Here is a 19,739-nt window from a genome sequence, read left to right as displayed (position 1 = left end):
CGCTACAGGCGGAAAAAAAACAGTCCACGGCATCCACAGGGATACCGTGGACTTTATTGTGACCGAATTAGTCGTTTTTGCCCATCTGTTCCTTAAGCAGATCACCCAGGGAGGTCGTCGCGCCGCCGCTGTTGGAGTAGTCGGAGACCATCTCCGCCTCTTCGGCGCGGTCCTTCGCCTTGATCGACAGGCTGATCGCACGGGTCTTCTTGTCCACACCCATGAACTTGGCCTCGACCTCTTCGCCAACGTTCAGCACGGTACGCGCATCTTCCACACGGTCCTGGGAGATGTCGGCCGCACGCAGGATGCCGTCGATTCCGTCGGCCAGCTCGATCACGGCGGCCTTGGCGTCCACTTCCTTGACCGTGCCCTTCACGATGCTGCCCTTGGTGTGCTCGGCCACGAAGTTGGAGAACGGATCGCGGTCCAGCTGCTTCAGACCCAGGGAGATACGCTCGCGCTCCGGATCCACCGACAGCACCACGGCCTCGACCTCGTCGCCCTTCTTGAAGTTGCGGATCGCTTCTTCACCGGCCTCGTGCCAGGACAGGTCGGACAGATGGATCAGGCCGTCGATGCCACCGTCCAGGCCGACAAACACACCGAAATCGGTGATCGACTTGATCTGGCCGCGAACCTTCTCGCCACGGTTGTGGTTGGCGGCGAAGTCGTCCCACGGGTTCGACTGGCACTGCTTCATGCCCAGCGAGATGCGGCGGCGCTCTTCGTCCAGGTCCAGGATCATCACCTCGACCTCGTCGCCGATGGCCACGACCTTGCCCGGATTGACGTTCTTGTTGGTCCAGTCCATCTCGGACACGTGCACCAGGCCTTCCACACCGTCTTCGATTTCGACGAAGCAGCCGTAGTCGGTGATGTTGGTGACCTTGCCAAAGATGCGGGTGCCGGTCGGATAACGGCGGGTGATGTTCTCCCACGGGTCCTCGCCCAGCTGCTTGAGGCCCAGCGACACACGCATGCGCTCGCGGTCGAACTTCAGCACCTTGACTTCGACTTCCTGGCCGATCTCGACCACGTCGGACGGATGCTTCACGCGCTTCCAGGCCATGTCGGTGATGTGCAGCAGGCCGTCGATGCCACCCAGATCCAGGAACGCACCGTAGTCGGTCAGGTTCTTCACGATACCCTTCACGACCGCGCCTTCCTGCAGATTCTTCAGCAGCTCTTCGCGCTCGGCGCTGTACTCCTGCTCGACCACGGCGCGACGCGACACAACCACGTTATTGCGACGGCGATCCAGCTTGATGAGCTTGAATTCCAGCTCCTTGCCTTCCAGGTACGCGGTATCGCGCACCGGACGTACATCCACGAGTGAACCGGGCAGGAACGCACGGATGTCTCCCAGCTCGACGGTGTACCCGCCCTTGACCTTGCCGGAGATCTTGCCGGTGACGTACTGCTCTTCTTCCATCGCACCTTCAAGACGATCCCAGGCCTTGGCCCGCTTGGCCTTCTCGCGCGACATGCGCGTCTCGCCGAAACCGTCTTCGGGGGTCTCGAGGGCCACTTCGACGACATCGCCGACCTTGACCTCGAGCTCGCCCTCGTCGTTCATGAACTGCTCGGTGGGGATGACCCCCTCGGACTTCAGGCCGGCATTGACCACGACCACATCCGGGGTGACCTCAATGACGGTGGCACTGAGGATGGCACCCGGCTGCATCTGGGTGTAGGCCATGCTCTCTTCGAGCAGTTGCGCGAAACTTTCACTCATGGATTTAAAAACCTGTGATTAAACAAACTCTTGAAGAAACTTCCTACAAGAGGGTTTGAACGTTAATGTACCCGCTTCGAGGCTATCCCTCGATTCGGGGGCTTTGTTCCGGGAGTACGTCCCGGAGGCGCTCCAGGATCATTTCCACCACGCTGACGATGTCGAGTTCCGTAGTATCCAGCACCCAGGCATCTTCGGCGGGCTTGAGGGGGGCGACGCTACGCTCGCGGTCGCGGCGGTCACGCGCCTCCATCTCATCCTGAAGGGCGGAAAGATTAGCACTAAGTCCTTGTTCCTTCAACTGCATGTAACGCCTGCGCGCCCGCTCCTCCGACGAGGCCGTGAGGAAGATCTTGAGGTCCGCATCCGGGAACACCACGGTGCCCATGTCGCGCCCGTCCGCGACCAGCCCCGGGGCCTGCGCAAAACCCCGTTGGCGGTCCAGCAGGGCTTCACGTACCGCGGGCAGCGCGGCGACCTGCGAGGCGTCGGAGCCGGCCTGTTCGGTGCGCAGCAGCACGTCCACCGGCTGGCCTTCCAGCAGGGTTGTCACCCGAGTGGCATCGCGGTCGATATCGAAGCTGACATCCAGGGACGCGGCCAGGCGTTCCAGGCCGGCAATATCGGTCAGCTCGACCCCGTGCTGACGCGCCGCGAGACCGAGTAGCCGATACAGCGCGCCGCTATCGAGCAGATGCCATCCCATTGCCGCCGCGACACGCATGCACACGGTCCCCTTGCCGGCGCCTCCGGGACCGTCAATGGCGAGTACCGGAACTGCCGCCGTCATGCGGCCTCCAGCGACAAGCCGGCGGCACGGGCGAGATCCACGAACCCGGGGAACGACGTGGCGACGTTTGCACAGTCGCGGATGCGTATTGGTGCGCGGGCCCGCAGGCCGGCCATTGCGAAGGACATTGCAATGCGATGGTCGCCATGGCTGTCCACCTCCCCGCCCGAGAAGCCGTCGCCGCCATGGATACGAATCCCGTCCGGCTGCACCGTGCATTGCACGCCCAGCGCCTGAAGACCATCGGCCATTACCTGGATCCGGTCGCTCTCCTTGACCCGCAGCTCTTCCGCGCCGGTCAGGACCGTCTCGCCCTCGGCACAGGCGGCCGCCACAAAGATGGCCGGAAACTCGTCGATCGCCAGCGGCACCAGCTCGGTCGGGATGTCGATCCCCTTGAGGCGCGTGGCGTACACCTCGATATCAGCCACCGGCTCGCCGCCGGCTTCACGCTCGTTCTCCACGCGGATATCCGCACCCATCAAGCGCAGGATGTCGATCACGCCCGTTCGGGTCGGATTGATACCCACATGTTCCAGGCGCATCTGCGAGCCCTCCGCGATGCTGGCCCCGACCAGAAAGAACGCGGCCGAGGAGATGTCCGCCGGGACATCGACCAAACCGGCTTGCAAACGCCCACCCCCGGTAACGCACGCCTTTGGGCCATCCCGGGTCACGACGCACCCGAAACCATTCAGCATGCGCTCGGTGTGGTCCCGGGTGGGAGCGGGCTCGGTCACACAGGTTTTCCCTTCTGCCCATAGCCCCGCGAGCAGGATCGCGGACTTGACCTGTGCACTGGCCACCTGCAGCACGTGATCGGTGCCCCGCAGCTGCGCCCCGCCATGAATGCGAAGAGGCGGGGTACCCGCCTCGCTGGTCTCGATCTGCGCACCCATGCGGGCCAGGGGCTCGGTGACCCGGCGCATCGGGCGACGCGTCAGGGATGCATCGCCCGTCAGTTCGCTATCAAACGACTGTCCCGCAAGCACCCCGCAGAGCAGCCGCATAGCGGTCCCGGAGTTGCCCATGTCCAGCGGGCGATCCGGCGCCTTAAGACCCTGCAGTCCCTGCCCCTGGATCACGACCTCGCCGGGACCCTTGCGCTCGATCGACACACCCATCGCGCGAAAGGCCTCCAGTGTCGCCAGGCAGTCGGCCCCTTCGAGAAAACCGCTGACGCGGGTTTCGCCCTCGGCCAGCGCGCCCAGCATGATCGAGCGGTGCGAAATCGACTTGTCGCCCGGCACACGGACAACACCGGAGAGCGAGCCCCCCGGCTGTACGGTAAAGGTCTTCATGTTTCAGGTATCCAGTTGTGCATCCGCCGGGTCGCAAAAGCGATCCCGGGTTTCCTTTGCATGCCGAAAGCGCGCCTCGATCGCGGACCCGTCGGCGGACTCGATCATCCCCCGCAGTTGTTCCAGGTCACCCTGATAGCGCTCGATGACCTCGAGGATCGCCGCGCGGTTGGCCAGACAGATATCGCGCCAGACGACCGGGTCCGACGAGGCAATCCGCGTGAAATCGCGAAACCCGCCGGCCGCATAATGGAAGATCTCGTCACGTTCGCTCATATCCGAGAGCGACGCCACCAGCGTGTAGGCCAGCACATGTGGCAGGTGGCTCGTAGCCGCGAGGACCCGGTCGTGGTGGGCGGGTGTCATGAATTCCACCCGCGCACCGGCCGCCTGCCACATCTGTGCAACGCGATCGCTGGCCATCGGATTGGTCGCATCCGCCGGAGTCAGGATCACCAGCCGCTCCCGAAAGAGACTGGGGAACGCCGCCGCCACCCCGCTCTTCTCGGTCCCGGCGATCGGGTGGCCGGGCACGAACTGGCGTGGCGTGGTGCCAAAGCCCTCGGTCACGGCGTCGATCACGGCCTGCTTGCTCGAACCGACGTCCGTCAATGGGCTGTCGTCCGGCCAGCAGTCGGCCAGGTCGCGTGCCAGCGGGCCCATTGCCCCCAGTGGCACAGCCAGTACCCCGATATCTGCCCCTTCCGCGGCCTCCGCCACCGAGGTAGTCCAGCGATCAATTACGCCCAGGCGCTTGGCCTCGCGCAGGTTGTCCGCATTGCGCGAACAGCCCACGATCTCGCGTACCGCACCCGCCTCGCGCAAGGCGAGTGCGAGCGATCCACCGATCAGGCCAACTCCGAAGATGACCAGGCGCTCGATCATGCCAGGGCCCGATCCAGTGCCTGCAGGAAGCGTTCGTTGTCGTCGGCCGTGGAGACCGTCACCCGCAAATGCCCGGGCAGCCCATAGTTCTCCACGGGACGAGTGATCACACCTTCGCGTTGCAGCGCCTCGTACACCGGCCCCGCATCACGTCCGGTGTCGAAGGTGATGAAGTTGCCCACCGACGGGATCGCGCGCAGCCCCCGCTCACGCAGGCCCTCGTCCAGCTGCGCCAGGCCCTCGCGATTCACCCGCACCGAACGCTCGATATGGGCCGAGTCCCCCAGCGCGGCGAGGCCCGCGGCCTGGGCGACGGCATTCACATTGAACGGCTGGCGCACGCGATTGAGCAGCTCCGCGACCGCGGCCGAACTGATGGAATACCCCAGGCGCAGGCCGGCAAGGCCCTGAATCTTGGAGAACGTGCGGGTCACGATGAGATTCGGGTAGCGCGCGACCCACTGGGTGGTGTCGGGATAGTCTTCCTGCTCGACATACTCCGCATACGCCTCGTCGATTACCACGAGTGTGGTGGCCGGCATCGCTGCCACAAAGGCCTCGAGCGCCGCACGCCCGACCCAGGTCCCGGTCGGGTTGTTCGGATTGGCCACGAACACCACCCGCACGGTGTCATCCACGGCTTTCTGCATCGCCGCTAGATCGTGCCCATAGGGCTGTTCGAGGTCGGTCGCAGGCAGTGCCTCAACCACCCGTGCCTCGGCCCCCACTGCCTGGGTAACCAGCGGGTAGACCGCAAAGGCATGAGCCGAAAAAACCGAGGTCCGACCGGGCGCCAGCCACGCCCGCGCAATCAGTTCCAGAATCTCGTTGGACCCATTGCCAAGGGTTATGGCGTCCGGTTCGACACCATGCCGGGCTGCCAGCGCGGCCTTCAGTTCAAAACCTGCCCCGTCGGGATAGATATGCGCCTCGCACATCGCCGCGCGTCCCGCCTCCACCGCCTGGGGCGAGGGCCCCAGCGGATTTTCGTTGGAGGCCATCTTGATCGCCTGCTGGATGCCCAGCTCCCGCTCGAGCGTCGCGATTGGCTTGCCCGGCTGGTAGGGCGTCAGGCCCCGAACGCCATCCACGGCAAGCGCGGCGGCATCAAAGCCACCCGGGTTCTGGTCGGACACGGGGTTGCGTGAAGCCATGGAATGTCTCGGTTAGGTAGCGGCCTGAGGATAGCTCCCCAGCACCTTGACGGTATCGGCGGTCTGTCGCAGCTGTTCCAGACAATCGCGGATTGCCGGATCCTTCTGATGCCCCACCAGATCCAGGAAAAACACATAGGTCCACTGAGTGCAGCGTGAGGGCCGCGACTCGATCCGGCTCAGACTGATGCCCGCTTCGGCAATCGGCTTGAGCAGTGAATACAACGAACCGGGCCGGTTCGCCGTACTGAGCATGATCGAGGTCCGGTCCGCGCCGCTCGGCTCGGTCGCCGCAGTCCCGATGATCAGAAAGCGGGTGGTGTTGTCGGCACGATCTTCGACATGCTGAACCCGCAGGGGCACGCCATAGTGCTCGGCGGCCACGCGGCTGGCGATCGCTGCACTGTCAGGATCGTTCGCCGCGACCTCGGCGGCCCGCGCGTTGGACGAAACCGCCTCGCGCTCCGCATGCGGCAGGTGGGTATCCAGCCATTGTCGGCACTGCGCCAGTGCCTGGGCATGCGCGCGGACGCGGCGAATCTGGCCAAGGTCCTCGGCCTGTGCCAGCAGATGATGATGGATCGGCGTCACGACCTCACCACAAATCTGCAGCGGGGAATCCAGGAAACAGTCGACGGTGTGCGTGACCACGCCCTCGGAGCTGTTCTCGATCGGCACCACGCCGAACTGCGCCCGCCCTGCCTCGACCGCCCCAAATACCTGATCGATCGAGGTCAGCGGGCTCGTCTCTACCGCGTGCCCGAAATGCTTGCGCGTCGCCAGGTGGGTAAATGTCCCTTCCGGACCCAGATAGGCAACCGTCAGTGGATGCTCAAGCGCCAGGCACTCCGACATGATCTCGCGAAACAGCCGCGCGACCGCCTCGCCGGACAATGGCCCGGGGTTTTCATCGCGCACGCGACGCAGGATCTCGGCCTCGCGCTCCGGGCGGTAGAACACCGGGTGCCGTTCGACCTCGCGCTTGACCTGCGCCACGGCCTCAGCGCAGCGGGCTCGTTCGCTGAGCAGTTGAAGCAGCTGGCTGTCCAGTGCATCGATACGGCCGCGCAGAGAACCGAGGTCTTCCGCCCCGGGTACGGCTTTCGGCGATGACCCCTTGTCCGTCACGATCTACAACACCCGCGCGCGAAGCACGCCATCAATCTGCAACAACGCATCCAGCGTAGAAGGATCCGGCGTCCCGTCCACATCCAGCAGGGTATACGCCAGATCCCCACGAGAATCGTTCATCAGGTGCAGGATGTTCAGATTGGATTCACCCAGTACATGGGAAATCCGGGCCACCCGATCTGGAAGATTCCGATTCACGACCGCGATCCGGGTGTCGCCCTTGCGGTCGAGTACCAGGGTCGGCAGGTTCACCGAATTCACCACGTTGCCGTTCTCGAGATAGTCCCGCAGCTCGTCGGCAATCATCATCGCGCAGTTTTCCTCCGACTCGGTCGTCGAGGCACCGAGGTGAGGCAGCGTAATCACCCGCGGGTGATTCAGCATGTTCGGCACCGGAAAGTCCGTGATGTAGGCATGCAAGCGCTCGGAATCCAGCCCCTCGCGCACGGCCTCGTCATCGACGATGCCTTCGCGCGCCAGGTTGAGGACCATTGCACCCGGGTTCATACCGGCCAGCCCCTTGGCATTGACGATATGGCGGGTGTTCTCGGTCAGCGGAACATGCACCGTCACCGCGTCCGCGCCTTCCAGTGCCGCCTCCACGGAGCGCGCGCGTTCGATATCCGAATCGAGGCGCCAGGCGTTCTCGACGGTCACCTTGGGGTCGAAGCCCACCACTTCCATCCCCAGGGCCTTGGCGGCATTGGCTACCCCCACACCGATGGCGCCCAGCCCAAGCACGGCGAGCTTGCGCCCGGGAAGCTCGAACCCGGTGAAGCGCTTCTTGCCGTGCTCGACTGCGGCCATGAAGTCGTCCTTGCTTGGATCCAGCTCCTGCACATACCCCGCCGCCGGCAACAGGTTGCGAGCGCCCAGCAGCAACCCGGCGATTACCAGCTCCTTCACGGCATTGGCATTGGCCCCGGGGGCATTGAACACGGCGACGCCACGATCGGACAGAGCCGCCACCGGGATGTTGTTCACCCCGCTGCCCGCGCGCCCGACGGCCAGTACGGAATCCGGGATTTCCACGTCGTGCAGGTTGAACGAGCGCAGCATCAACGCGTCGGGCTGGTTAATGTCCGAGGCGACCTCGTAACGGTCCCGTGGGAAGCGGTCCAGCCCGCGTACGGCGATATTGTTGTAGGTCTGTATGCGATACATCCGGGCCCTCCGTGATCGATTATCCAGCGCGAGGTTCAGGCGTGGCGGTTCTCGAAGTCCGCCATGAACTCGATCAGCGTGTCCACGGCGCTTTCCGGTACCGCGTTGTAGATGCTTGCACGCATACCGCCCACCGAACGATGCCCCTTGAGCGACGACAGGCCGGCGGCATCGGCCTCGTTCAGGAATGTCCCGTCCAGGGAGTCATCCGCGAGGATGAAGGGCACGTTCATCCACGAACGCGCATCCGGCTCGACCGGGTTGCGATAAAAAGCCGAGTTATCCACGAAATGATAGAGCTTCTCGGCCTTGCGCTGGTTGATCTCGGCCATCTTTTCCAGTCCGCCCTGCTCCAGCAGCCACTCGAACACCAGCCCCGCCAGGTACCAGCCGAACGTGGGCGGGGTGTTGTACATGGAGTCGTTCTTTGCCTGAAGGGCCCAGTCGACCACTGCCGGAAGGTTCGCATTCGATTCCTGCTCCAGCAGGTCGTTGCGAACGATCACCACAGTCAGCCCGGCGGGCCCGATGTTCTTTTGCGCGCCGGCATAAATCACGCCGAACTTCGACACATCGATCGGACGCGAGAGGATGGTGGAGGACATATCTGCCACCAGCGGTACGCCGCCGACATCCGGGACCTCGTGGAACTCGACGCCACCGATGGTTTCGTTCGGCGTGTAATGCACATAGGCCGCATTCGGGTCGAGATTCCAGCTCTCGCGCGATGGGATCGAGGCATATCCAGTGGCCTGCGAGCTGGCGACGATATTCACAGGACCAAACTTCTGGGCCTCCTTGATCGCCTTGCCCGACCAGGCTCCGGTGTCGATGTAGTCCATCGGCTTGCCGCCCGGCTGCAGGTTCATCGGGATCGCCGCGAACTGGCCGGTCGCTCCGCCCTGCAGAAACAGCACGCTGTAATTATCCGGAATGTTCATCAGCTTGCGCAGGTCCTGCTCGGCCTTCTCGGCGACCTCCATGAACGGCTTGCCGCGATGGCTCATCTCCATCACGGACATGCCCGCGCCATGGAAATCGATCAGTTCGTCGCGCGCCCGTTCCAGGACGGCCTGCGGCAGGGCTGCCGGCCCCGCACTGAAGTTATGCACTCGGCTCATTCCGGATCTCCGTTGTCCGTCGTGTTCTGAGTAGGTTCCGGGGCATTCTCCGCCCCCGCGTCATCCAGATCTTCGTCCTCGCCCTGTAGCTGCTCCACCCGGGCCAGTTCCACCAGGCGCTCGCCCTCGTCCAGACGGATCAGCCGCACGCCCTGAGTGTTGCGCCCGATCAACGGGATCTGGTCCACCGGCGTACGCACCAGGGTCCCGCCCGTGGTGATCAGCATCGCCTCGTCGTCTTCCAGTACCCGCGCGGCCCCGACCAGCGGTCCGTTGCGTCCCTCGGTCTGGATCCCGATTACGCCCTGGCCACCCCGACGGTGGACCGGGAATTCGTCGAAGCGGGTCCGTTTACCGTAGCCGTTCTCGGTCGCCAGCAGGGCCGCACCCTCGGCGACATTCAGCAGCGCAATGACGCGATGCTCCGGTTCCATGCGCACGCCGCGCACGCCACAGGCGGTACGCCCCATCGGCCGCACGTCGTTCTCCGAGAAGCGCACCGCCTTGCCCGCCGTAGTGACCAGCATCACGTCCATCTGGCCATCGGTGAGCGAGACGTCCACCAGGTAGTCGTCGTCGCGCAGATCCACCGCGATAATCCCGGTGGAGCGCCGGCGCGAGAAGTCCGTCAGCGGTGTCTTCTTGACCGTGCCGCGCGCCGTGACCATGAACACGTAATGATCCGGGTCGTACTCGCGCACCGGCAGGATCGCATTGATTCGTTCGTCGGATTCCAGCGGCAACAGATTGACGATCGGCTTGCCTCGCGAGGCCCGCGAGCCCTGCGGCAACTCGTAGACCTTCAGCCAATAGACGCGCCCGCGGCTGGAGAAGCACAGCACCGTGTCATGTGTGTTCGCCACCAGCAACCGGTCGACAAAGTCCTCTTCCTTGAAGCTGGCGGCCGCCTTGCCGCGACCGCCTCGGCGCTGCGCGCGGTAGTCGGCCACTGGCTGGTACTTCACATAGCCGGCGTGGGAAAGCGTCACCACGACGTCTTCCTCGCCGATCAGGTCTTCCAGGGTCAGGTTGGCCTGGCGCTCGCGGATCTCGCTGCGGCGTTCGTCACCGAACTGTTCGGCCACGCCCAACAGTTCGTTGCGGATCTCCTGCTGCAGCCGGTTGCCCGAGCCCAGGATGTCGAGCAGGTCGTCGATCAGGTCCAACAGCTCGCGGTATTCGTCGAGGATCTTGTCCTGCTCCAGCCCGGTCAGGCGGTGCAGGCGCAGGTCCAGGATCGCCTGGGCCTGGGCTTCGGACAGGCGGTAGCCGTCGTCGCCCACGCCGTATTCCGGCGCCAGGTCTTCCGGCCGCGAGGCGCTGGCACCGGCCCGGTCCAGCATGTCGCTGACCACTCCCAGCGGCCAGCTGCGTGCCAACAGGCCGGCCTTGGCCTCGGCCGGATTGGGGGCCGCACGGATCAGTTCGATGACCGAGTCGATGTTCGCCAGCGCGATCGCGAGGCCTTCCAGGATATGGGCGCGCTCGCGCGCCTTGCGCAAATCGAAGATGGTGCGGCGGGTGACCACCTCACGGCGATGCCGCAGGAAGGCCTCCAGCACCTGACGCAGATCCAGCACCTTGGGCTGGCCGTCGACCAGCGCGACGATGTTGATGCCGAAGACATTCTGCATCTGCGTATGCATGTACAGGTGGTTCAGTACCACCTCGGCCATCTCGCCGCGCTTGAGCTCGATGACCAGGCGCATGCCGTCCTTGTCCGACTCGTCGCGCAGCTCCGAGATGCCATCGATGCGCTTTTCCTTGACCAGCTCGGCGATCTTCTCGGTCAGCCGGGCCTTGTTCACCTGGTACGGGAGTTCGGTGACAACAATCGCCTCGCGCTGGCCGCCTTCCAGCGGCTCGACATGCGACCGCGCCCGGATCAACACTCGACCGCGGCCGGTGCGATAGGCCTCGCGCACGCCTTCCACGCCGTTGATGATCCCCGCCGTCGGGAAGTCCGGGCCTGGTACGTGCTCCATCAGGCCATCGATGGAGATGTCCGGGTCATCGATCAGCGCCACGCAGGCGTTAATCACCTCGCCCAGGTTGTGCGGCGGGATGTTGGTCGCCATCCCGACCGCGATCCCGGCCGAGCCGTTGACCAGCAGGTTGGGAAACTTGCTCGGGAGGACCGCCGGCTCCTGTTCGGAGCCGTCGTAGTTATCGATGAAGTCGACCGTTTCCTTGTCGATGTCGGCCAGCAGCTCGGCCGCGATGCGCGCCATGCGCACCTCGGTGTAACGCATGGCCGCCGGGGAATCACCGTCAATGGAGCCGAAGTTGCCCTGCCCGTCGGCCAGCATGTAGCGCATCGAGAACGGCTGTGCCATGCGCACGATGGCGTCGTAGACGGCGGAGTCACCATGCGGGTGATACTTACCGATCACGTCACCGACCACGCGCGCCGACTTCTTGTACGGCTTGTTGTAGTCGTTGCCCAGCTCGCGCATCGCGTAGAGCACGCGGCGATGGACCGGCTTGAGACCGTCACGGACATCGGGGAGGGCCCGGCCCACGATTACGCTCATGGCGTAATCGAGGTAGGACTGCTGCATCTCGTCTTCGAGATTGACCGGGAAGATTTCCTTGGCAAATTCAGCCATCGAGAGTTACGCCGTCCGTCTGAACAAGCTCGCGATCATACCACAGGGGTAACCACTGGGACCTAGCAAATGGGCCTGAAATCGCCCCTCTGTGGCTCTCAGCAGAGGTGCGCCCGTGTGAAACGGGGTGATTCTGGCTCGTCAGCCCGTCAGAACGGCGTCCTGCATCGCCACACCCTGGCGCAGGGCCTCCAGCTTGTCCCGGTCCGGGCACTCGACCACGCCATGCTCGGTCACGATCGCGTCGACCAGATGCGCCGGCGTAACGTCGAACGCCGGGTTGTAAGCACGTGCGCCAGCGGCGGCGACGCGCACCCCCGCAAGTGCCAGGACCTCATCCTCGGCACGCTGTTCGATCGGAATGCCCTCCCCGTCGGGCATGTCGAAATCGATCGTCGACAACGGAGCGGCCACCATAAAACGAACGCCATGCGCACGTGCCAGCAGGGCCAGCCCATAGGTACCGATCTTGTTGGCCACGTCGCCATTGGCGGCGATACGGTCGGAACCGACAACCACCCAGCCCACGCGCCCGGAGCGCAGCAGACTGGCCGCCGCCCCTTCGCACAACAGCTGCACAGGGACGCCGTCGCGCACGAGCTCCCAGGCCGTCAGGCGGCTGCCCTGCAGCCACGGGCGCGTCTCGTCGGCAAATACCTCGGTGATCCGTCCGTCGTCCCAGGCCGCGCGGATCACCCCCAGGGCCGTGCCATAACCCCCGGTGGCCAGCGAGCCCGTATTGCAGTGCGTGAGCACCGCCCGCCCCGGCTCGATCAAGGCGGCGCCATGACGCCCCATGCGGCGATTCCCCGCGATGTCTTCGTCCAGCATCTGTCGGGCCGCGGCGGTGGTCGCGTCGATGGCCATCTCGACATCCGTCGCGGCATCGACCTCCCGGGCCATGCGGTCCAGCGCCCAGAACAGATTCACCGCCGTGGGCCGCGAGGCACGCAGGCGCTCCATGTCGGCAGCCACGCGTTCGCGCCAGTCATCCCGCCCGCGAGCCTTCTGGCAGGCGAGCACCACCCCGAAAGCCGCCGTGATACCGATGGCGGGCGCACCGCGCACGACCATTTCGCGTATCGCGGTGGCCACTTCGCCCGCATCCGTATAGCACTGGCGCACGGTCTCGCGCGGCAGCAGACGCTGGTCCAGCAGATAGAGGTTGCCGTCTTCGAACCGAATCGGGCGGATCGTGTCCGAGTTGTAGTCTGTCATTCCTCCATTCTATCAGTGCCGCCGTGATTCACCGATGTCCTGCTCGGGCTTGGAGGATATTGGATGCCAGAATCGCGTACGTGCCTGCCCCATGGCGGGTACCTGATCGAGTTTCGTGCTTGTCGCCGACAGCGCCCCGCTCCGCCCCGTCTCGAACAACTGGATGCCCCGCTGCTCCAAGCGCCCCCGTACCTCGGCCGGCAATCCGGCCCCGCTCTCGGTGGTCGCGGCCCAGACCTGACCGGGCGGGAACTGCTCCAGCCAGTCTCCCTGTAGCGCGCGCGGGTTCGATGTCCTCGGGGCCACCAGCAGATCGACCGCAAACCCCGGGTTCTCCCGACGCATCACGGCCTCGCCCAGGCCATCCAGCCCACCCATGACCAATAAGGTGGCACCCTCGCCCTCCACCCGGAGCACGCAGGACGCGGAAGAGTCGTCATTCCACCCCGATGGTGGATGGAGCACCTCGAAGCGCACGCCGTCCCAGGTCCACTGTTCCCCCTTTACGCATGGATCATCGGCGCTGTTTTTCGCAGGACTGCGCCGCAGCGTGCGCTCCACGGGCATTTGCTCGCGCACGGCTACTACGCCCCCCGCATGCCCCGCGTTCTCGTGCGTCACCAACAGGGCGTCCAGCGAACGGATGCCATTCGCGCGCAGGGCGGGCACCACAACACGGTCGCCAGCACTGAAACCGCCCTCTCGCCCCGGTCCCGCGTCGATCAGCAACGCGCGCCCTCGGGTCTGCACGATGGTGGCCTGCCCGGCCCCCACGTCCAGCACCTGAACACGCCACTGCCCGGCTGCGAGATCCGGGCGCAAGGGTGCCACCAGCGCGACTGCTGCCACAGCGACCCACGGCATCAATCGCCGCGCTAGCGGTTGCAGGGCCAGCAGCACCGCCACAGCACCCAGCAGGGCCGCGGCCACCGGCACATGACGCTGATCGACCAGCAAGGGGATCCCGGCCAGCGCCTCGAGCGTCACTACAAGCAGCGCCAGCAGGCCGTCTCCCACACCCAGGAACAGCCCCCCGCCGGCCGGCCACCACCCGGCGAGCAAGGCCCCGATCAACAGCAAGGGGAGAATCAGCAGCGTCACCATGGGCACCGCCACCAGGTTCGCCACGGGTGCGATCCAGGATCCCAGCTGAAACCAGGCCAGACTAAGCGGCAGCATCGCCACCGCCAGAACGACCTGGATACGCAATCCTTCACGCCATCCGGTCGCCCCGATCCGCCCCTGCAACAACAGCAGAATCACGGCGACCGCGCCGAACGAGAACCAGAAGCCCGGGGCCAGCACGCTTGGCGGATGCACGATCAGAACCATGGCGGCAGCCAGTGCCAGCGCTCGCCATGCGACACCCTCGCGGCGGGAAAGCAGCGCCAGGGTGAGCGCGACCAGCATCAACAGGGCCCTCTGGGTCGGGATGCTGAACCCCGCCAGCATGGCATAGCCGGCGGCGGCCAGGAGACCGGCGACGCTCATGAACAGCCACCGCCGCACCCGTCGCAGCGGTGCCAACCCGGACCACAACCACCCGGCCACACCCCCTGCGAACCCTGCGACCAGGGCCACGTGCAGACCCGAGATGGCCATCAGGTGATTGGTTCCGGTGTGGAGAAATGCCTGCCACTCGTTCTCGGTCATGGCCTGGCGATGGCCGATAACCAGGGCCTGCACCAGTCCCGGATGCCGTAAATCGGGCGCCGCCCGCTCGAGTCGATCCCGCATTTCAGCCCGCAGGCGGTGCATGATTACGCGGCCACTCGTCTCTTCCTGCACGCCTGCCAATGGTGTCACCGAGCGGGCAACAGCGCTCCCGTGCACCCCCTCGCGATAGAACCAGCCCGCCACATCGAAACCCCCGGGGTTACGCGGCCCTTCCACACCACGCAGTCGCAGACCCAGTTGCAGTCGGTCACCCGCCTCTATCGCCGGTCGGGCCGGAAAGGTACTAACCCGAAGTTCGCGTCCATCCAGTGCCAGCCCGGAGGCTGTCTGATCGGTTTCCGACACGCGAACACGGAAGCGACTGCGCCGCTCCCCGTGCTCCGGCAAATTGACCACTTGTGCCCGAACCGACACATCTTTTCCCGACCACTCGGGACCGACAACCTTGTCCGACCAGTCCGCCGCGTATGGGGGCGCCAGCCACGCACCCGCAAGCAAGCCCAGCAGGGCAGCCGGCAACCATGTGAATGGAGAACCTCGTCGGGCAGCCCAGAGCCAGGCAAGCGTAGCCAGCACCCCGGCCAGGGGCAGAACCACCGTGAACGGGCCCACGAGAGCGGCAGGCACCAAAGGGGGTTGGTGAAAAAACCATATCCCCGCGATCAGAGCCAGTACTGCGGCCATCATGGCACGCGATACCATCCGGGGAGCACAGGAATCCTCTCCCCAGCCGTCAGTCCCAGCAGGTAGGATGCACGCTCAGGATTGGGCTGGCGAGAGTCCCACAGGCACCCAGAGACATGGCAAAGCACATCATCAGAAGGCTGTTTCCCGGCATGGAGGGCGTGCGCGGCCATCGCGCACTTTCCCCGCTCGGGCCGCGCCTGCGGTCTCCGGATCTGTGGCATCTGAACCGCCGCTCCGTGGCTGGTGCGTTTGCCGTTGGGCTGTTCGTGACCTTCCTGCCAATTCCCATGCAGATGCTGGTCGCCGCAATCGTCGCGCTGATTGTGCGCGTCAACCTGCCCATCTCGGTGATCCTGGTCTGGATCTCCAACCCGATCACCATGCCCCCCATGTTGTATATGGCCTATACGGTCGGTCGCAAGCTGCTGCGAGAACCGCCTCGCGACGTCCATCTCGACTGGAGCTGGGAATGGTTCAGTACCGAACTGCTGACCATCTGGCAGCCGCTACTGCTCGGCAGCCTGCTGTTCGCGACCCTGGCCAGTCTGTCTGGCTATCTGCTGGTGCGCGTGCTGTGGCGGGTCAACGTCGTGCAACGCCTGCGCACCCGGCGCGCACTGCGGCGGTTGCGTCAGGAGCGGGAAAGGGAAAAGTCAGAAGAAGACGATCCGAACCGATAGACAACCCTGGGTAACGACCGATCGCAAGCCAGCAAGCGGTTACTCAGCGTTCCAGGACCGGGCGGATCCGTTGTCTACCAGCTGGCCGTGGAAGTGCTCGCGCTCAAGGTGTCCCTTCACCAGCTGGACCGACCGGTCCAGCTCGCGCGCCAGCGTAATATCATGCGTGACCAGCGCCAGCGCGGTACCGGTGGACCGGTTCATTTCCCGCAACAGCGCGAACACATGCTGGGCTCGCTCCTGATCCAGGTTCCCTGTGGGTTCGTCCGCCAGGATCGCGGACGGGCGCGTCACCAGTGCCCGCGCGATCGCGACACGCTGCCGCTCGCCGCCCGACAATTCCGCCGGTTTGTGCGGGCCACGGTGACCAAGATCCACCTGTGTCAGCCAGTGCTCCGCCTCCTGCCGGGCGCGGCGGCTGGATATCCCCCGGATTAACAGAGGCAGAGCCACGTTCTCGACGGCCGTCAACTCGGGCAACAGGTGGTGGAACTGGTAGACGAACCCCAGATGCTGGTTGCGCATGCGGCCGCGCCTCGCCTCGCCCATGCGGGACCACTCCTGCCCCAGTAGCCGAACCTCGCCCGCAGTAGGACGATCGAGCCCACCGAGCAGGTGCAGCAGCGTACTCTTGCCAGAGCCAGAGGCGCCGATGATCGCGGCCTGGTCGCCCGGCTCCAGCCGGAAATCGACCCCCTGCAGCACCGCCACATCCAGCTTGCCGTCGCGAAAGCGCCGCTCCAGGCCCACCGCCTCCAGCACCGGAACGTTCGCGTCAGTCATGGCGCAGAGCCTCCGCTGGCTGGGTGCGTGCCGCGCGCCAGGCCGGAAACAGCGTCGCCACGACGGTCAGCAAGAACGCAATTCCGCCTACACGAAAGACATCGGATGCTTTCAGTTCAGATGGCAAGTCACTGATATAGTAGACATCTGCGGCCAGAAACTCGATCCCCATCGCGCGCTCTATAAAGGGCACCACGACGTCGATATTCAGCGCCAGGGCCACCCCGGCCACGGATCCCAGCAGAATGCCAATGGCACCGATCACCACCCCCTGCACCACAAACACAAGCATGACTCCCGAGGGGGACAACCCAAGTGTTCGCAGGATTGCGATGTCCCCCTGTTTGTCGGTGACCAGCATGATCAGGGTGGAAACGATATTGAACGCCGCCACCGCGACAATGAGGGACAGGATGATGAACATCACCATTTTCTCGATCTGGATCGCGCGGAACAGGTTTGCGTGCTGTCGTGTCCAGTCGGAGACCCGGAACAGCCCGTCCAGCTGGCTGGCCACCTCTCTCGAAATCACACCCGCCCGCATCATGTCCGTCAGGCGCAGTCGCAGCCCGGTCACGTTCTCGCCGGTCTGGAATACCGCCTGGGCATCCTCCAGGTGAATGAATGCCGTCCCGCGGTCGTACTCGTACATCCCGACCTCGAAGATCCCCGCCACCTCGAATCGGCGCATACGCGGCATCACACCCGCCGGAGACACCGAGGCCTGCGGGGCCATGAGGATCAGCGAATCGCCCACCCGCACGCGCAGCTCCGTTGCCAGCTCGCGGCCCAGCACGATGCGGTAGGCGCCCGGTTCAAGCTGACCGAGCCGGCCCTGTGTCATATGCTCGCCAATCCGCGCCACGCGCTCCTCGGCCTCCGGCTCGACGCCGCGAATCATCGCGCCCGAGATGTTGCCGGTCGCGCTCAGCATCGCCTCGCCCTGCACGTACGGCGCGGCCGCCAGCACCCGCTCGTCGAGGGTCTCGACCTGTTCCTTCAGTGATTCCCAGTTGCGCAAGCCACCATTCACATCCTGGATGGTCGCGTGCGACGCCATGCCCAGAATACGATCACGCAGCTCCCGCTCGAAGCCATTCATCACCGAGAGCACGGTGATCAGCGCCATCACGCCCAGCACCAGGCCGAGGATCGAGACGACCGAAATGAAGGAGATGAAGTGATTACGCCGCTTGGCGCGCGTATAGCGCAGACCGATGGCGAGCGGGAGCGGGCGGAACATCGAGAAATCATGCCAGAGTTGCGCGGACAAACCTATCCCCGCGAGACGGACTTTCGGCACGGGAGGCACTCACGAGTGGATGACGCTACCATGTCACGTATCGCCCGCGAGCCATCGGAGATTCGCCACATGCAAGGGAATCATGCAAAGCACATGCTCACTCGTCCCCGCAGCCTGATCGCCGTTTCCGCCACGGTGGGTCTGCTCACGGCCACGGGATTCGCAACCTTTGCCTCCGGCGAGGCGCATGCCGAGATCCTGCGAGGCACGGGTGGAGACTTCCAGGTCCAGACCCGCGAGGGCCTGCCATCACGCGGCCAGAACCAGTCCGGTGTACGCAACCAGCATGGCGAACCCAACCAGCGTCACCCGACGGTCGGCGATCCGCCGATCACGCGCTGGGACTATGAGGACTTTTCCGTGGTGTTCGAGGGCGAATACGTTCTGCACAGCATCGTGCACGGCGAACAGACCCCGCGCCGACCGTGACGAAGGGGCCGCTCTCCATCCAACGTCGTCTGCCCGCGGAATGGGAACCCCAGGCGGGGATTCAACTGACCTGGCCACATGACGGCACGGACTGGGCACCAATACTGGATCAGGTCCATCCTGTCTTTGCCACGCTCGCGGCCGCGATTAGCCGCTTCGAGCCAGTGGTAATCGTTGCCCGCGACCCGGAGCACATCGAAGAAATCTCCGGCTTTCTGGTGGAGGCGGCGATCCGCAACGACCGCCTGTGGTTCGCGCTGGCAGATTCCGATGACACCTGGACCCGCGATCATGGTCCCATCACCGTTGTGGAAGGCCCCCGGCCCCGGATACTCGACTTTACGTTCAACGGCTGGGGGGGCAAGTTCCCGGCTGCTCGCGACAATGCGATCACCGCCAACCTCGCCCAACAGGGCGTCTACGGGCTCAACAGCCCGGAGACCGTTCCAATGGTGCTGGAGGGCGGCAGCATCGAATCCGATGGCGCCGGCACCATCCTGACAACAACGCGTTGCCTGCTGCAGCCCACGCGCAACCCGGATCTGGACAAGGCAGCCATCGAACGTCGCATGCAAGACTATCTCGGGGCGCAAAGGATCCTGTGGCTGGAACACGGGCATCTCGATGGCGACGACACCGACAGCCACATCGATACGCTTGCCCGTTTCTGCAGCCCGGGCACCATCGCCTACGTCCAGTGCGACGACGGCGACGATCCGCATTACACCGAACTGGCCGCCATGGAAGAGGAACTGCGCTCACTGCGCCAGGCCTCCGGCGAGCCCTACCGCCTGATCCCCCTGCCCTGGCCACGCCCGCAGTTCGGTGGCGATGGCCAGCGCTTGCCCGCCACCTACGCGAACTTCCTGATCCTCAATGATGCGGTGCTGATGCCAGCCTACGATGATCCCGCCGACGCCACAGCCCTGGATCGTCTGACCGAGGCCTTTCCGGGACGCGAGATCGTGGAAATCGACTGTCGAAATATCATTTGGCAGGGTGGAAGTCTGCACTGCCTGACCATGCAGTATCCCAAAGGTGCTCTAGGCATCCCCGAAGACTGATCTGC

Annotated in this window: 16 protein-coding genes; 3 read left to right on the top strand and 13 right to left on the bottom strand. The window is 64.8% G+C overall.

The genetic code is table 11. From position 1 onward, the window contains the following. Nucleotides 1-67: 67 nt before the first annotated feature. The 11 genes from rpsA to C935_RS0104685 form a co-directional block, all read right to left on the bottom strand. The gene (gene rpsA, locus C935_RS0104735; RefSeq protein ID WP_018868222.1) at nucleotides 68-1,738 is read right to left on the bottom strand and encodes a 30S ribosomal protein S1; all 1,671 of its coding nucleotides are present in this window, start codon (nucleotides 1,736-1,738) and stop codon (nucleotides 68-70) included. An 82-nt stretch (nucleotides 1,739-1,820) separates the two neighbouring features. Continuing rightward, a complete protein-coding gene (gene cmk / locus C935_RS0104730) occupies nucleotides 1,821-2,528 on the bottom strand; it encodes a (d)CMP kinase (RefSeq protein ID WP_018861367.1) in 708 nt (235 codons plus the stop codon). Continuing rightward, nucleotides 2,525-3,829 (bottom strand): 3-phosphoshikimate 1-carboxyvinyltransferase, encoded by a 1,305-nt coding sequence (aroA, locus tag C935_RS0104725; RefSeq protein ID WP_018861366.1) that lies wholly within the window; start codon nucleotides 3,827-3,829, stop codon nucleotides 2,525-2,527. Before aroA ends, cmk begins: the two co-directional genes overlap by 4 nt. A gap of 3 nt (nucleotides 3,830-3,832) precedes the next feature. Further along, nucleotides 3,833-4,714 carry a prephenate dehydrogenase/arogenate dehydrogenase family protein gene (locus C935_RS0104720; RefSeq protein ID WP_018861365.1) on the bottom strand — a complete coding sequence of 294 codons (882 nt, stop codon included), beginning with the start codon at nucleotides 4,712-4,714 and terminating at the stop codon, nucleotides 3,833-3,835. Next, nucleotides 4,711-5,868, bottom strand: a complete 1,158-nt coding sequence (hisC, locus tag C935_RS0104715) for a histidinol-phosphate transaminase (protein ID WP_018861364.1) — start codon at nucleotides 5,866-5,868, stop codon at nucleotides 4,711-4,713. Before hisC ends, C935_RS0104720 begins: the two co-directional genes overlap by 4 nt. 12 nt (nucleotides 5,869-5,880) lie before the next feature. Then, on the bottom strand, nucleotides 5,881-6,939 hold the full coding sequence (gene pheA / locus C935_RS0104710) for a prephenate dehydratase (protein ID WP_026278644.1): 1,059 nt from the start codon (nucleotides 6,937-6,939) through the stop codon (nucleotides 5,881-5,883). A gap of 60 nt (nucleotides 6,940-6,999) precedes the next feature. Beyond that, nucleotides 7,000-8,163: a 3-phosphoglycerate dehydrogenase family protein gene (locus tag C935_RS0104705; RefSeq protein WP_018861361.1), complete on the bottom strand. Its 1,164-nt coding sequence runs from the start codon at nucleotides 8,161-8,163 to the stop codon at nucleotides 7,000-7,002. 35 nt (nucleotides 8,164-8,198) lie between these two features. Next, nucleotides 8,199-9,284, bottom strand: a complete 1,086-nt coding sequence (serC, locus tag C935_RS0104700) for a 3-phosphoserine/phosphohydroxythreonine transaminase (protein ID WP_018861360.1) — start codon at nucleotides 9,282-9,284, stop codon at nucleotides 8,199-8,201. After that, nucleotides 9,281-11,893, bottom strand: coding sequence for a DNA gyrase subunit A (gyrA, locus tag C935_RS0104695; protein WP_018861359.1), 2,613 nt, complete (start codon nucleotides 11,891-11,893; stop codon nucleotides 9,281-9,283). The genes serC and gyrA overlap by 4 nt, the downstream gene beginning before the upstream one ends. 141 nt (nucleotides 11,894-12,034) lie before the next feature. Continuing rightward, nucleotides 12,035-13,111, bottom strand: a complete 1,077-nt coding sequence (gene mtnA, locus C935_RS0104690) for an S-methyl-5-thioribose-1-phosphate isomerase (protein WP_018861358.1) — start codon at nucleotides 13,109-13,111, stop codon at nucleotides 12,035-12,037. Nucleotides 13,112-13,123: 12 nt separating this feature from the next. Next, nucleotides 13,124-15,475, bottom strand: coding sequence for a DNA internalization-related competence protein ComEC/Rec2 (locus C935_RS0104685; protein WP_081616581.1), 2,352 nt, complete (start codon nucleotides 15,473-15,475; stop codon nucleotides 13,124-13,126). Nucleotides 15,476-15,588: 113 nt separating this feature from the next. Between C935_RS0104685 and C935_RS0104680 the strand changes: the two genes are divergently transcribed. Next, a complete protein-coding gene (locus C935_RS0104680) occupies nucleotides 15,589-16,155 on the top strand; it encodes a DUF2062 domain-containing protein (protein WP_018861356.1) in 567 nt (188 codons plus the stop codon). Nucleotides 16,156-16,194: 39 nt separating this feature from the next. Here C935_RS0104680 and C935_RS0104675 read toward each other — a convergent pair whose 3' ends face one another. Next, nucleotides 16,195-16,938, bottom strand: a complete 744-nt coding sequence (locus tag C935_RS0104675) for an ABC transporter ATP-binding protein (RefSeq protein WP_018861355.1) — start codon at nucleotides 16,936-16,938, stop codon at nucleotides 16,195-16,197. Then, entirely contained in the window at nucleotides 16,931-18,181 is a 1,251-nt protein-coding gene (locus C935_RS0104670) for a lipoprotein-releasing ABC transporter permease subunit (RefSeq protein ID WP_018861354.1), read from the bottom strand. The genes C935_RS0104675 and C935_RS0104670 overlap by 8 nt, the downstream gene beginning before the upstream one ends. 129 nt (nucleotides 18,182-18,310) lie before the next feature. Here C935_RS0104670 and C935_RS0104665 point away from each other — a divergent pair, with 129 nt between their 5' ends. Together C935_RS0104665 and C935_RS0104660 are read left to right on the top strand one after the other, a co-directional pair. Further along, nucleotides 18,311-18,670 carry a hypothetical protein gene (locus C935_RS0104665; protein ID WP_369771390.1) on the top strand — a complete coding sequence of 120 codons (360 nt, stop codon included), beginning with the start codon at nucleotides 18,311-18,313 and terminating at the stop codon, nucleotides 18,668-18,670. Continuing rightward, nucleotides 18,667-19,734, top strand: coding sequence for an agmatine/peptidylarginine deiminase (locus C935_RS0104660; RefSeq protein ID WP_018861352.1), 1,068 nt, complete (start codon nucleotides 18,667-18,669; stop codon nucleotides 19,732-19,734). Before C935_RS0104665 ends, C935_RS0104660 begins: the two co-directional genes overlap by 4 nt. Nucleotides 19,735-19,739: the final 5 nt, after the last annotated feature.

Origin of the sequence: Thioalkalivibrio sp. ALJ3 (assembly GCF_000377205.1) — a bacterium.
Taxonomy (GTDB): Bacteria; Pseudomonadota; Gammaproteobacteria; order Ectothiorhodospirales; family Ectothiorhodospiraceae; genus Thioalkalivibrio.
Note: the sequence above shows the minus strand (reverse complement) of the source record. Positions and strands in the feature narration are given on the sequence as shown.

What these genes read in the sequence shown, in the direction of transcription:
- C935_RS0104670 (WP_018861354.1), bottom strand. Translation starts at nt 18,181, where the DNA reads ATGTTCCGCCCGCTCCCGCTCGCCATCGGTCTGCGCTATACGCGCGCC.
- mtnA (WP_018861358.1), bottom strand. Translation starts at nt 13,111, where the DNA reads ATGACAGACTACAACTCGGACACGATCCGCCCGATTCGGTTCGAAGAC.
- C935_RS0104685 (WP_081616581.1), bottom strand. Translation starts at nt 15,475, where the DNA reads ATGATGGCCGCAGTACTGGCTCTGATCGCGGGGATATGGTTTTTTCAC.
- rpsA (WP_018868222.1), bottom strand. Translation starts at nt 1,738, where the DNA reads ATGAGTGAAAGTTTCGCGCAACTGCTCGAAGAGAGCATGGCCTACACC.
- gyrA (WP_018861359.1), bottom strand. Translation starts at nt 11,893, where the DNA reads ATGGCTGAATTTGCCAAGGAAATCTTCCCGGTCAATCTCGAAGACGAG.
- C935_RS0104705 (WP_018861361.1), bottom strand. Translation starts at nt 8,163, where the DNA reads ATGTATCGCATACAGACCTACAACAATATCGCCGTACGCGGGCTGGAC.
- serC (WP_018861360.1), bottom strand. Translation starts at nt 9,284, where the DNA reads ATGAGCCGAGTGCATAACTTCAGTGCGGGGCCGGCAGCCCTGCCGCAG.
- hisC (WP_018861364.1), bottom strand. Translation starts at nt 5,868, where the DNA reads ATGGCTTCACGCAACCCCGTGTCCGACCAGAACCCGGGTGGCTTTGAT.
- aroA (WP_018861366.1), bottom strand. Translation starts at nt 3,829, where the DNA reads ATGAAGACCTTTACCGTACAGCCGGGGGGCTCGCTCTCCGGTGTTGTC.
- C935_RS0104665 (WP_369771390.1), top strand. Translation starts at nt 18,311, where the DNA reads ATGCAAGGGAATCATGCAAAGCACATGCTCACTCGTCCCCGCAGCCTG.
- C935_RS0104675 (WP_018861355.1), bottom strand. Translation starts at nt 16,938, where the DNA reads ATGACTGACGCGAACGTTCCGGTGCTGGAGGCGGTGGGCCTGGAGCGG.
- C935_RS0104680 (WP_018861356.1), top strand. Translation starts at nt 15,589, where the DNA reads ATGGCAAAGCACATCATCAGAAGGCTGTTTCCCGGCATGGAGGGCGTG.
- C935_RS0104720 (WP_018861365.1), bottom strand. Translation starts at nt 4,714, where the DNA reads ATGATCGAGCGCCTGGTCATCTTCGGAGTTGGCCTGATCGGTGGATCG.
- cmk (WP_018861367.1), bottom strand. Translation starts at nt 2,528, where the DNA reads ATGACGGCGGCAGTTCCGGTACTCGCCATTGACGGTCCCGGAGGCGCC.